The following is a 13,144-nucleotide window of genomic DNA, read 5'->3' as shown; positions in this document are numbered from 1 at the left end:
TGGTGGCAATCTCGCCCATGTGCTTGATCGCAGCCATGACCGACACCGCCCTGGCCGAAGAAAACGCCCGTCTGAAGGCCCGCCTCGCCGAGACCGAGGCGGCGCTGGCGGATGCGGTTGAGGCCCAGAAACGGCTGGAGAGCATTGTCAGCGAGCTGCGCCGGGAGACGTTCGGGCGGAAATCCGAAAAGCTCGATCCGGAGCAGTTCAATCTGCCGCTTGAAGATGTGGAACTGGCACAGGGCGTGCTGGAAGCGGCGCAGGAGAAGGCGCGGCGCGCGCTGAAGGGGCAAGGCGTTGCCGAGAGCGGCCCGCCGAACCGCAACCGCGGGCATCTCCCAAAGCATCTGCCCCGCGTGGAGCGGATCATCGAGCCACAGAGCACGTTGTGCCCCTGCGGATGCGGCGAGATGGCCAGGATCGGCGAGGATGTTTCCGAACGGCTGGACGTTGTGCCCGCCCAGCTCCGCGTGCTGGTCACACGGCGCCCCAAATATGCCTGCCGCCGCTGTTCCGGCGCGGTGGTCCAGGCGCATGCGCCGGAACATGTCGTGCCCGGCGGCCTGCCCACCGAAGCGCTGATCGCACAGGTCATGGTGGCCAAGTTCGGCGACCACCTTCCATTTTACCGCCAAGCGGAAATCTACACTCGGCAAGGGATCACGCTGGACCGGGCGACGCTTGGCAATTGGGTGGGGCGCGCCTGTTTCCACCTGCGCCCCATTGCAGATCACCTGAAGGAGCGGCTGAAGGGCGCGGACCGGGTATTCATGGATGAAACCCGCGCGCCGGTACTCGATCCTGGGCGGCGAAAAACGAAGACCGGCTATTTTTGGGCCATCGTTGCCGATGACCGGGGCCATGGCGGTGCCGACCCGCCCGTGGTGATGTTCCACTACGCGCCCGGCCGGGGCGCCGTGCATGCGCTCCGTTTCCTCGAGGGCTATCGCGGGCAATTCGTGCAATGCGACGGCTATGAAGCCTATGATAAGCTCACCAAGGTCGACCGGGCCGAGGGCCCATGGATGCTCGTCCATTGCTGGACGCATGTGCGCCGGCGCTTTGTGAAGCGGCTCGAAAAGGGCGGCTCACCGATTGCAGAGGAAGCTCTGCGCCAGATTGCCGAGCTCTATGCCGTCGAGAAATCCGTGCGCGGCCTGCCTGCTGAAGCCCGGCTTGCCGCCCGGCGCGCACTCTCCGCGCCGGTCATCGCGGCCTTCAGGCCCTGGCTCGAGGCGCAGCTGTCGCGCATTCCGCGTTCGTCCAAGCTTGCCGAGGACATCCGCTACACCCTGACGCGTTGGCCCGGACTGACGCGGTTCCTGGAAGATGGCCGTCTGGAACTGGACACCAACCCGGTCGAGAACCAGATCAGGAAAATTGCTCTAACACGGAAAAATGCGCTCTTCGCCGGGCATGAGGTTGGTGCTGAAAACTGGGCATTGCTCGCCAGCCTGATCGCGAACTGCAAAATGTGCGACGTCGATCCGGTCAGCTACCTCTCCGACACGCTGCGCGCGTTGCTCGACGGTCATCCCAAAAGCCGCATCGACGACCTTATGCCCTGGAACTTCTCTCTCTCGTCAAGCCGCGCCGTGTAGGGGGGCGCCGAAGCGCTTACGGAAAACAAAAGATGACCCATGTGCGCGGAGCACCATTCCCCCCGCAAAAGGGAGGGCAAGATTGAACGCTGGCATCAGACCTTGAAAAACCGGGTCCTGCTGGAAAACTACTATCTCCCCGGTGCTCTCGAACGCCAAATCGGGACCTTTGTCGACTACTGCAACAACCAGCGCTACCACGAGAGCCTGAGCAACGTCACACCCGCCGGCGTCTACTTCGGAAGGGACAAAGCCATTCTGAGAGAAAGCGAGAAGATCAAGAAGTTGACGATCCGACAGCGCCGCTTGCAACACCAGAAACAGGCAGCATAATCAATCACGCAACCCAACCAGAGCCTCCAATGCTCAAGCCGCTCTGAAGTCCCATTTTATATGACGGCGGACACTCTTGAAATTTCTGGCCTTTGGGGGCGAGGATCGTTCGCCAAAGGTCAGAAATAGATCAATCAGAAATACAGGCCTTTCGGCAGCGATTCCGGCAAACTGCCCGGTTTCGACCAGTTCCAGTTTGGTCGATGGTTAATGCGTTAACTGAGAACTTCGTCCAGCCCGCCGACAACCACCGTGACAGTGGCCTGATCAAAACCTCCCGATCCGTCAGAGATTGTGTAGGTGAAAGTGTCCTCGAGAATATCCCCCTGTTTCAATGCCTGGATATCAGCAGCAGCAGTCGGGTCATAGGTGATCAGGCCCGTGTCTGAATCATAGGACAGGCTGGCACCGTTTTCGCTGACAGTACTGTCCAGGGTAAAGAGGAACTCGTCGCCGTCTGGATCTTCATCATTCCGCATTAATTCGGACGTCTCGATGAGCGCAGCACTGTCTTCGCTGGTATAGGGTATTTCCTCTTCTTCTCCGGTGCCCTCAAAAATCCGGGCCTTGCTGCGGAACAGCCCGCCATCGTTGCTCCACCAGCTGATGATGAACCGGCCATCGTCCAGCAAAGTGACGTAGCTTTGCGTCTGGTTCCAATGCTCCTCCTCATTCACCAGGAAACGGTCGGTTGCTTCGGAGCCGTCTGCATTGAAAATTTGCGCATAGATGCCAAGCCGGGAGTCATCCAGATTTCGCCAGGTGACAAGAAATTGATCCCCTTCCAGCCATGTAACTTCGCCATTTCCAATCCGGTTGGGGTCATGGGTGATCACTTGCTGATCAATTTCGAAATCACCGGACAAATCTCGGCCGTCTGCACCCAAAACTTTACCGTGGATGCTGGCTTCAGTCCCCAATCCATCGCTTGCCTCATACCATGTCACAACAAATGTGCCGTCATCATTCACGGAAACTGAAGAGTCCCGCAATGTCGCATTCTCGGTCCGATCGGTGTCAACTATGATATCAGACAGCAAAGCATTGCCATCGTTGTCAAAAGTGCTGGCATAGAGAGTGGTCGAGCCGAACTGGCCTGCCCTGTGACTCCAGGTCATGACAAAACCGCCATCCTCTTGCGCGGCAATGTCCAGAGTATAATGCAAACTGTAACTGGAAAGGTTATCGGTCAGGAGCACTTTGTCCCCTATTTTGCGTCCTTGTGGCGAATAGATTTGCCCCCACAAGCCCCAATCATCGGTGCCGTCGACCGACGCCGGCATGGTTACCAGGATGTTGCCGTTGCTGAGGCCAACAGATTTGGAATGATAGGTGAGGTAGCCCTCGCTATGTCCGTCGTTGTTGACCAAGGTGATCTCATCTGTTCGCGGGGATCCATCTTCATTAAAAACCCGCATGTGGCTATGCGTTTTAGGGCCGTAGGTGCCTCCAGTGGTCACCCAGGTGACCGCAAAGCCGCCGTCTTCCAGATCAATCAAGTCAACGAGTTTCTGGGTTGCCTCGGTGTCGGAATTCGCCAAGAACAGCGGTTTGACCTCATTCCCGTTGCCATCAACGATGCGAATGGAAACCTCGTAACCTTTGCCTGAATGAGTTTGCCAAGCCGCGACATACCCGCCATCGCCCCGGGCAATGGTCTGCCCTTCGTTGGCGGTGCTGTGAATGTTTCCCAGCAGCGAAAACTCGTCCCCGCCCTCATAGGCATCATGCCCGGTCGGGCCGCCATCCAGACGGTCATCTTCCGCCTCTGGCCCATCGTTTTCGCCCGTCACCGTGACCGTAACAGTTGCGGTGTCATGATTGCCTTCTTCATCCACCACTTCATAGGTGAATTTATCAGTGAAGACCTCCCCTTCGGCCAGATGCTGCAAGGCGTCTGCATCGTTGTATGTGATCGTGGATCCGTCAAACTGTATTGAAAGCCCTTCTGCGCTGGTGCCCGCAATGTAGAAATCCGCGTCACCTGTGCCGAGAGACGCATCATTCTCCAGCAGATCCGCCAGGGAAATTTCCAGTGGCCCCTCGATGTCGGCACTGACAGAGTCGTCCTGAAGGTCCACCGAGTAAAGCGTATCCAGGACGCTCAGGTCGCTGAGATCCAAGGTGAAGCCGTCCCCTTCGAAATACAGGTATTCAAAGTTGCGAAGCTGGTCGGTGCCAATGTCAGCCACTTCACCTGATGCGGATGTCACCTGGATCGTGGACCGGCTGAGCGCTTCGATGCGGTAATCGCGGACCGAGCCGCGGAAGGCAGCCCAATCGGTGCCCGCGCCGCCGTCCAGCCGGTCATCGCCTGCACCGCCAATCACCCAGTCTTCGCCAGCACCGGTTCGCACTGTATCGTTGCCGGCGCCAGCCAGCACCTGGACATTGCCGTCCCCGGTACGGATGCTGTCGTTGCCGCCGCCGCTATAGATCTCATTATCACCATCCCCAACTGATATTTTGTCGGCCCCGGATCCGGTTGTGATGTAGTTATTGAAGCCTCCGCCTTCGTTCAGGCGAATGTTGTTGTTTCCGTTGCCGGTCTGGATCGAGTACTCGCCATCTCTTGCCGAGATATTGTTGTTGCCATTGCCCACTTGGACATAGCCGACACCTTCGTCCAAGGAAATTTTGTTGTTGCCATCCCCGGCGGTGATCCTGGTTTCCCCTTCCCCCAATTTGATCTGGTTGTTGCCATCCCCCACTGTGACAAACACAGACGCGTCACCGGAGCCGACGCGGTTGTTACCGTCGCCCGCCGTGACCTGATGCTGCCCATCACCAACTGTCACCCGGTTGTTGCCATCTCCGGCAGAGATCTCGCTGTGCCCGTCGCCCATGCGGATAGCATCGTCCCCGCCCAGGGCAGTCAGGGTCAAATCCCCGTCTCCGGCAGTAATGCGGTTCTTGCCAGCGCCGGCAGCAATGATGCTGGAGCCATCGCCTACAGAGATTGCATCGTTGCCATCCCCTGCTGTGATATCTGCAAACCCGCCTTGGACAGAAATCTTGTTGTTCCCGTCTCCGGCATTGATGACCGCGTCACCTTCTCCAAGCCGTATGTCGTCTGCGCCGCCGCCTGTGGTAATCGTGTTATACCCATAGCCGCCTTTGATCCGGTTGTTTCCGCCGGACGACGTAACGTGGTAATCCCCATCTCCCAAGGTAATCTGGTCTCTGCCGCTGCCGGTTAGAACCACATAGCTGCCATCTCCGGCCGACACCCTGTTGTCACCGTCACCTGCGTGAATCTGCCCTTCACCTTGACCGATTTGAACCTTGTCGGAACCGCTACCTAACGTAATGTTAAATTGGCCGTCCCCGGTCTGGACCTGGTTGCGTCCCGCTTCAGCAGTAATGGTGAAACTGCCATCGCCCGTATAGATTCTGTCGTCGCCATCCCCCGCGGAAATCGTAGCGTCGCCATCGCCGGCCCTTATCTGATCACTGCCCGTACCGGTTGAAATTCGAAAAGAACCTTCCCCGGTCGAAATTTTGTTTTTGCCGTTCCCGGCTGAGATCGTACCGGTTCCGTCACCGACTGAAATTTTGTCGTCGCCATCCCCGGTTTTGATATCCACCGTGGCGTCGCCGGTTTGGATTGTGTTTTTCCCGCCACCGGCTGAGACTAAGTGGTGACCCTCGCCCAATTTAATCTTGTCGTCTTGATCGCCTGTATGAATGTCAGTGTCGCCAGTGGCCGTAATGTTGTTTCGGCCGCCGCCTGCGCGGATCACATTGAAGCCCTCTCCGACCTGAATCTTGTCGTTGCCTTCTCCTGCTTCAACAAAATTGTCGCCGCTCCCGAGGGCTATTCGGTTGTTGCCAGCGCCGGCTCTGATGAAATTCTCGCCATCGCCGAGCACAATCGTGTCATGGCCTTCGCCTGTGGAAACCGAATTCGCGCCGTCGCCTGCTGTAACCCGGTTCTTGCCGCCCCCTAGCTCAACGTCGTTATCGCCGTCGCCGATCGCGACTTGGTTGTTGCCGTCACCAGCTGCGATCCGGTTATCCCCGTCGCCAACCAGAATGGAATTATTGCCGTTGAGCGCAGAAATATCATAGTTCTCCTCCCCAAGCAGCAAACGATCGTTGTTGTTTGTTCCGACGACTATTTTGCGACTCATGAAATCTAAACCTCAAATTTTCCACCTGATCGCGAGTAACATTTGGCCAGATCAACGCAAAATCCAAAGTCCTGAAAGATTTCAACAACCTGAAACAACGTCAGCGCATGTCCGCGTCTTCAGCGGAATACACTGCCAATTCCACCCGGGTGGTAGGACACGGAGCTTGTGCAGGTTTTTCCTGAAAGTTGTGGCGATGCCTGTAGAGGCAGCCTGTGCGTGCTCCGGGTCAGAACCGAAGGTTCCAGCTGTATTGTCGCAAATACCACTACAGCGGTCAGCAAGCTGATTGGCGGAACTGGTGTAATGGATCTCGGGAGGGGCGTCTTGCACGTATGCTGCTTCTGCGAAAATCCTAAGCATGGCGAATGACATGGTGTGTTTTCGGCGGCCGCTCTCCCAGGGCGAACGAGGTCCGATAAGATCAGCCTCAGCAAAACCAGCCGTGAAGGAGAACGACCATGCCGTACTATGTTGGTCTAGACGTGCCCGTCAAATCCGTGTCGATCTGTGTTGTTGATGGAGAGGGTAAGGTGCTTGCGCGTGGCGAAACCAGCTCGGATCCGGACGCAATCGCATCATTCATTTCGGAGCACGCCGCTGAGCCCGAGCGGATTGTGCATGAGAGCGGCATTCTGGCCATCTGGCTCACCCGCGAACTGGAGAAACGCGGCCTTCCGATCATCTGCATTGATGCCCGCCTGGCGCACAAGGCGCGGTCCGGGCGGATCAGCAAGTCCGATACCGGTGATGCCGAAGGGCTGGCGCATCTGGCCCGCACCGGATGGTTCAGCCGGGTTCACATCAGAAGCGAGGCGTCGGAGCGGATCCGCGTGCTCATTGGCGCACGGGAGCGCCTGATCAGGATGCGCAAGGACCTGGAGGCGCATGTTCGCGGTGTGCTGAAGGTTTTCGGGATCTGTATGGGTTCAGTTGGCCGGGAAAACCTGCGGCAGGGCTTCCGTGATCAGTTCGCTGAGGCAGGTCAGACCAACCCGGCACTCGGCGTGATGGCCGGCATGTTCATCCCGATCCACAGGGCCCTGTGCGCGGCTGCGGAAGCGATGGACGGCGATCTCAGGCTCATCGCGCGCCAAAGCGGCCCTGCCCGCCGCCTCATGACCGTCCCGGGCGTTGGGCCTGTCGTGGCGCTGTCTTTTATCGCAACCCTCGACAATGCAGGCCGTTTCCGGAGATCCCGAGACGTCGGTGCTTTCCTCGGCCTCACGCCGCGGCGGCGTCAATCCGGAGACATGGACTGATCCGGACGGATATCGAAATGCGGAGACCGTGATCTGCGCAGATTGCTCTACTCCGCTGCAACCAGCTTGATCACCCAGGTCAGAAAGCCGTCAAAACTGCGCGTGTGGGCCAAGAGGCTGCAAGATCGGAAGGGCTTCAAGAAAGCTGCGGTGGCGGCATCCCGAAAACTCGCTGTCGTCATGATGTGCATCTGGCGCGACGGGACAGATTTCGAACCGGAAAAGGAGCTCATCACCTGACAATCAACTGAGACCCCGCCCACCAGAGACAGGGCGGGTTCAGCGTCCTTCGGGACGGCGGCGGATCAAGCCAGTCTAAAGCGGTTGAAGGAGCCAACGCTCACTTCGCGAATGACATTCTGGCCGGTCAGCTCCCGGACGCCATCAGGAAGCGGAAACACCGACTTCGTAGAGAACCAGGACCCCGAACGGCAATAGAACCCGCACTTGACAATCCCGCAAACAGAGAACTGCTAAGGTGAAGGTTTTCTGATGCGGGCCGCGGTGTGAGGGTGCGGCTTGGCGCGACATCGGCCCGCGTTGGAAAACCTCCCAAGGTGGAAGCCGCGGGACTCTTGGGGCTGTCTATGGGGAAAGAGCGCAGACGGCGGGGTCTGCGGTTGGAGCCAGCGGCCAAGCCGGAGGCATTCCGATGCCGGTTGGGATGCTCTTAACGGGGGCCTCCGGACAATTGCTGCGACGAAAGCGGCGTTTCGGCGTGGTTCTGAGCTTGCAGGAGAGTACAGGCGTAAATGGAGACAGCCGGGCGGCTGCGGATGCCCGGTGTTCACAATACCGGAATGACGGGCGTTTCGTCATGCCGCCTCCTTCCGCGGTGGCGCGCGCGACCGGGGTTTTTGCCCGCGCCGGAAGATCTCGATGATATGCATTGTTCCGCCACAGCACGGGCATGGCTCACGCAGGGTGAGCGGGAGAACCTCGGCGGCTTCTGGCGGTTCTTGAGCCGGGCACCTTGTCCCGAGCAGGGCACGGCACCGGGCGATGTTGGCCTTGCGCTGCGCTGAGGCGAGCAAGCCGTAGTGCCGGATGCGGTGGAAACCAGCGGGCAGGACGTGGATCAGGAAGCGGCGGATGAACTCGGGCGTGGCCAAACGCATGACTTTCTGCCTGTCGCCGCGCTTGATCCTGTAGTCCTTCCAACGGAATGCCACGGTGCCTGCGTCGGCGCTGACGAGGCGTGCGTTCGAGATGGCCACCCGGTGGGTGTACCGGCTGAGATAGGCGAGAACGGCTTCCGGGCCTCCGAAGGGCGGTTTGGCATAGACCACCCATTCGGACTTGCGCAAAGGAGCCAGCCACTCTGCGAAGGCATCGGCCTGCGCCAGCGGTTCCAGGTCGCCGAAGAAGGCCAGCTCCCCGGCGCGGTGAAGCGCCATCAGCCCCTCCAGAAACAGCCGCCGGAACAAGCGCGACAGGACCCGCACATGCAGGAAGAACCCGGGCTTGCAGGCAATCCATCTCGCGCCGTCCAGAGACAGGCCGCCACCGGGAACGATCATATGGATGTGGGGGTGATGGGTCAGCGCCGATCCCCAGGTATGCAGCACGCTGGTCATGCCCACCCGAGCACCAAGGCGCTTGGAGTCCGCTGCGATGGTCATGACCGTTTGTGCCGACGCCCGGAACAGCAGACCGTAGACCGCCCGCTTGTTCCAGGAGGCGATCCGGGCGATCTCTGCGGGCAGGGTGAAGACCACGTGGAAATACTCCACGGGCAGCAGGTCCTCGGCGCGGGCTTCCATCCAGTCGCGCGCCGCTGGCCCTTGGCACTTCGGGCAGTGCCGGTTCTTGCAGGAATTGTAGGCGATGTGGCGATGGCCGCATTTGGCGCACCCGGCCACATGCCCGCCGAGCGCTTCGGTCCGGCAGGCTTCGATTGCCGACATCACCTTGAGCTGGGTCAGGCTGACATGCCCTGCATTGGCCCGCCGCCACGCGGCACCATGGGCACGGAATATATCAGCAATCTCCAGCCCCGGGCGGGACACCCCAGTGCCCCGTCACTTCAGGCTTCGCTTGATTGTCTGATCCTGCAACTGCTCCAGCATCTCGTAGGGGCTGACCGTGTCACGGATCGTCTTGGTGGCGACATGGGTGTATTGGGCCGTCGTGCTCAGCTTGGCATGGCCGAGCAGCACCTGGATGACCCGGACATCGGTGTTGGCCTCCAGCAGATGCGTCGCAAAGCTGTGCCGCAGGGTATGCAGAGTGGCGGCCTTTTTGATGCCGGCCATGTTCTTCGCTGACGTGAAGGCGCGGTTCAGCTGCCGTGGCGACAGCGGGTTGATCTTCGGCTTGCCGGGGAACAGCCAGCCCTCCGGCCGCGCCTCGCGCCAGTAGTCGCGCAGCAAGCTCAGAAGCCCGGGTGACAGCATCACCTTCCGGTCCTTCCGCCCTTTGCCCTGTTCGACATGGATCAGCATCCGGTTGCTGTCGATATCGCCGATCTTGAGGTTACAGACCTCGGCGGCCCGCAGCCCCGCGCCGTAGGAAATGCTGAGCGCGGCACGGTATTTGAGCCCGGGCCCCGGCGCCGCCATCAGGATGTCCGATACCTCTTCAACGCTGAAGACTACAGGCAACCTCCTGGGCTGGGTGCGGAACTGCATGTAGCGCTTCATCTCCTCGCGCCCGCAGGTCATGCCGAAGAAGAATCTGAGCGCCACGATCCTGGCGTTGAAAGTCGCCGGCGTGACCCCTGTATCCGTCATGTGCAGTTGATAGGCGCGGAGTTCCTCCGGTGAGGCGGTATCCGGCGGGTGCCCGAGGAAAATGGCGAAATCCTTGACCGCCCGGATATGCGCTTTCTGCGCCTTGTCGCCCATCCCGCGGATGCGCATGTCCTCGATCATCCGCTCTCGAAGCGGGGTTGATCTCTCCTCTGTCATGGGAGCCTCCTGTCTGATGATTGAGAAGGGCTCAATCGTCAGGCAGAAATGCCGTTCCCCAAATGCACCACTGTCAGATCATCGCTGAACATCAGCCACCCGCGCCAATGCCGCGGAGCGGCTTCGTCCATGGGCCCAGACCGGCCCAATGCTTCCGCGGCTTTTCCCAAAGAACACCCAATCGGACAACGGCCATTCAATCCGCCATTAAGATTCAGGTGTCAGCGCATTGCCGATGTCTGGGCTTGGCGGAAGGATTGGAGGGCTTACTATGCCAAGAGTCCAACTTCCCGCTGTCACCCCGAAACGAAGAGCCTGGAACAAGGGCCGGGTCATCGGCCAGAAACGACCACTGTTGCCGAAACGGGTCTGGGCGATCCGCGCCGCTCGAACTGGCGGGCAACCTGCGCGATCTTGCGCTGTTCAACGTGGCTATAGATAGCAAACTTCGCGGATGCGATCTGGTGAAACTGGCTGTAACCGACCTGGTGAGGGATGATCGCGTTCGCGAAAGAGTGTCCGTGATCCAGAGCAAAACCAAGCGGCCTGTTCAGTTCGAACTCTCTGAAAACACGCGGGATACTATTGCCGCATGGATCAAGTCACCGGAGATGCTCGGCCGCCGTTTCATGTTTCCCAGCAGGTTTCATGACCGCCCGCATATCTCAACGGGCCAATATGGCCGGCTTGTGAGGGGGGCGGGTGCCGCGATTGGGCTGGAACCCAGCGGATACGGCACCCATTCGCTGCGCCGGACCAAAGCAGCGGAGATTTACCGCAAAACCGGAAATCTAAGAACGGTTCAACTTCTGCTCGGACACACCAAGGTAGACAGCACAGTAGGGTACCTTGGCGTCGAACTCGAAGATGCGCTGAGCATTGCCGAGCAAATCGACATTTGAACCACCTTGGCGGGCGGCTCTTGCCGTTCGCCAATCCTGAGCGGACCTGCGTTCGCGGCGGAGCGGTGGGTCGGATCGAGCCCGTACTGTGAATTTGATTACTACGCTGCGCGCGCGCAGCGCGAAAAATGCCGCATCCGCGCTGTTCTTTTTATCGCATTGCAGCGGGAGGACCCGGACCTTCGTGCATGCCGCAGCAAGGAGCAAAACGGGAATTCACTGGTCGCGGGATCTTGCAGGCTTTTGCCGCACATGCAGCTTGGAAAGTCCCCTGCGTCCACTCTGCGCAGAAAGCGGATTTAACAAAGTTAGACAGATGCACAAAATGACACTTGCAAAAGCAAGGTGAAAATACATTTGCCACGAGCTGTTGTCTGAAGCGCCTAAATGGGATCCGTTTTCAAAACTCAACAGTTGGGACATTATTGCGCCAAGTCGAGCGCGTATTCCTGATAGATAACTGGACTAAAAATTGAATTCACTTGAACGGGGCGCTGGGGCAGTAAATCCTTCGCGAAGACCTTGGCGGCCTCGAAGTCCTTGGTTTTCAAAGACCTTAGATCCTCAGGGAAGGGGGTTTTCGGTTGATTTTCAGTGCGGCTGGCCAAATTGAAACCCCAGATGCCAAACGATGGAATCGGGATTTGGTAATTCGCAACTTCGGGAAAAATCTCTTTGAGGGTTTCGGAAACAGTCCAATAGGTGTGCGGCGAAAAGAACGGAGAGCTGCTTTGAGTCACAAGCGAACCATCTTCGGTCAGGATCGCAGCGACCATAGCGTAGAATTCCACAGAATAGAGCTTGGACAGAGCTTCGTTGTGGGGGTCTGGGAAGTCGATAATGATCCGGTCGTACCGCTGGTCCGTTTCTTTCACAAAAAGAAAGGCATCCTGATTGTACACGTGCAGCTGCGAGGCCTGCATGCTGCCATTGTTCAAGCGGACCACCGGTGCAAAGTCTCTCCCCAAGTCCGTCATTGCAGGGTCGAGATCCACCAGGTCAATGCGCTCAACACTTGGGTGCTTTAGAACTTCCCGAATCGCCAGCCCATCTCCACCCCCCAGGACCAGAACGTTTTTTGCCGGATTGCCCCAGGACATCACCGGATGCACCAAGGCCTCGTGATAGCGGTATTCATCGGCCTCTGAAAATTGCAAATGCCCATCAATATAGAGGCGCACATCGTTTGTCTTCCAGGTGTTTGTCACAACCAGCGTCTGATACTGTGATTGTTTGCGCCAGACGATGCGGTCGAAATAGAGATGGTCCTGGGCAAAAGCTGTGATCCAGCCTGCAGACAGAGTCAGACTGAACAGCAAGGCCACTGTGGCCAGCACATAGCCCATCATACGCCGGGGAGCATCCAAATGGTCGCGCAACCACAATACGTTCAGAAGGGCAACTGCTGCATTGGTCAGACCGATTGCAAAAGATGACGAAATCAGTCCCAAGGAGGGCAGCAGCAGCAGTGGAAACATCACTGACCCGAACAGCGCGCCAAGATAGTCTAGTGACAGCACGCCTGAAATCGACTCCCGGACTGTGGAGCCTTCCGACAGAACCCGGGTCAGCAAAGGAATTTCAAGCCCGACCAGAAACCCGATAGCCGAGATGAAGGTGAACATTCCCACTGTATAAAACCAGGGTGCCATCGGAAAGAGCATGAAAAGGGAGATGCTGCACAGCCCGCCAACCAGAGCCAGAATAATCTCTACCTGGACAAAGGCCTGGATCAGGTTCCCATTGATGAAACGTGAAGCATAAGACCCAACCCCCATGGCGAACATGAAGAACCCTATTGTCAGCGAAAACTGATAAACTGAGTTGCCAAGCAGATAGCTGGAAACGGTTCCAATAATCAGCTCATAGACGATCCCGCACAATGCCACCACAAGGATCGAACCCAGAAGAATTGCGCCCTGTTTCCGGGGTAAATCCTGATAGCGGTTCAGGCTGGAAGCCTCCGTCATAGCGACCTCTTTTGGTAGAATGAAGAATGGCCCG

6 protein-coding genes and 3 pseudogenes are annotated in these 13,144 nt (G+C 58.4%); 5 read left to right on the top strand and 4 right to left on the bottom strand.

Annotated features, from left to right (window positions below):
- The first annotated feature begins 35 nt into the window (after positions 1 to 35).
- Together tnpC and K3555_RS11575 are read left to right on the top strand one after the other, a co-directional pair.
- On the top strand, positions 36 to 1,601 hold the full coding sequence (gene tnpC / locus K3555_RS11580; protein ID WP_260005211.1) for an IS66 family transposase: 1,566 nt from the start codon (positions 36 to 38) through the stop codon (positions 1,599 to 1,601).
- 20 nt (positions 1,602 to 1,621) lie between these two features.
- A pseudogene (locus K3555_RS11575) lies at positions 1,622 to 1,934 on the top strand (integrase core domain-containing protein); the annotation flags it as partial.
- Between the two features lie 215 nt (positions 1,935 to 2,149).
- On the opposite strand, the gene K3555_RS11570 reads toward K3555_RS11575, so the two are convergent.
- Positions 2,150 to 6,067, bottom strand: a complete 3,918-nt coding sequence (locus K3555_RS11570) for an Ig-like domain-containing protein (protein ID WP_260005209.1) — start codon at positions 6,065 to 6,067, stop codon at positions 2,150 to 2,152.
- 461 nt (positions 6,068 to 6,528) lie between these two features.
- On the opposite strand from K3555_RS11570, the pseudogene K3555_RS11565 reads away from it, so the two are divergent.
- Positions 6,529 to 7,356, top strand: a pseudogene (locus tag K3555_RS11565) (IS110 family transposase); the annotation flags it as partial.
- Between the two features lie 15 nt (positions 7,357 to 7,371).
- The gene (locus K3555_RS11560) at positions 7,372 to 7,569 is read left to right on the top strand and encodes a hypothetical protein (RefSeq protein ID WP_260005206.1); all 198 of its coding nucleotides are present in this window, start codon (positions 7,372 to 7,374) and stop codon (positions 7,567 to 7,569) included.
- Between the two features lie 575 nt (positions 7,570 to 8,144).
- Here K3555_RS11560 and K3555_RS11555 read toward each other — a convergent pair.
- On the bottom strand, positions 8,145 to 9,338 hold the full coding sequence (locus K3555_RS11555) for an IS91 family transposase (RefSeq protein WP_260005205.1): 1,194 nt from the start codon (positions 9,336 to 9,338) through the stop codon (positions 8,145 to 8,147).
- A gap of 12 nt (positions 9,339 to 9,350) precedes the next feature.
- On the bottom strand, positions 9,351 to 10,238 hold the full coding sequence (locus K3555_RS11550; protein WP_260005203.1) for a site-specific integrase: 888 nt from the start codon (positions 10,236 to 10,238) through the stop codon (positions 9,351 to 9,353).
- Between the two features lie 271 nt (positions 10,239 to 10,509).
- On the opposite strand from K3555_RS11550, the pseudogene K3555_RS11545 reads away from it, so the two are divergent.
- Positions 10,510 to 11,140, top strand: a pseudogene (locus tag K3555_RS11545) (tyrosine-type recombinase/integrase).
- Between the two features lie 422 nt (positions 11,141 to 11,562).
- Here the strand turns inward: K3555_RS11545 and K3555_RS11540 are convergent.
- On the bottom strand, positions 11,563 to 13,110 hold the full coding sequence (locus K3555_RS11540; protein ID WP_260005202.1) for a polyamine aminopropyltransferase: 1,548 nt from the start codon (positions 13,108 to 13,110) through the stop codon (positions 11,563 to 11,565).
- Between the last annotated feature and the right edge of the window lie 34 nt (positions 13,111 to 13,144).

The organism is Leisingera sp. M527 (assembly GCF_025141525.1).
Taxonomy (GTDB): Bacteria; Pseudomonadota; Alphaproteobacteria; order Rhodobacterales; family Rhodobacteraceae; genus Leisingera.
This window is presented reverse-complemented; position numbering and strand designations above follow the sequence as displayed.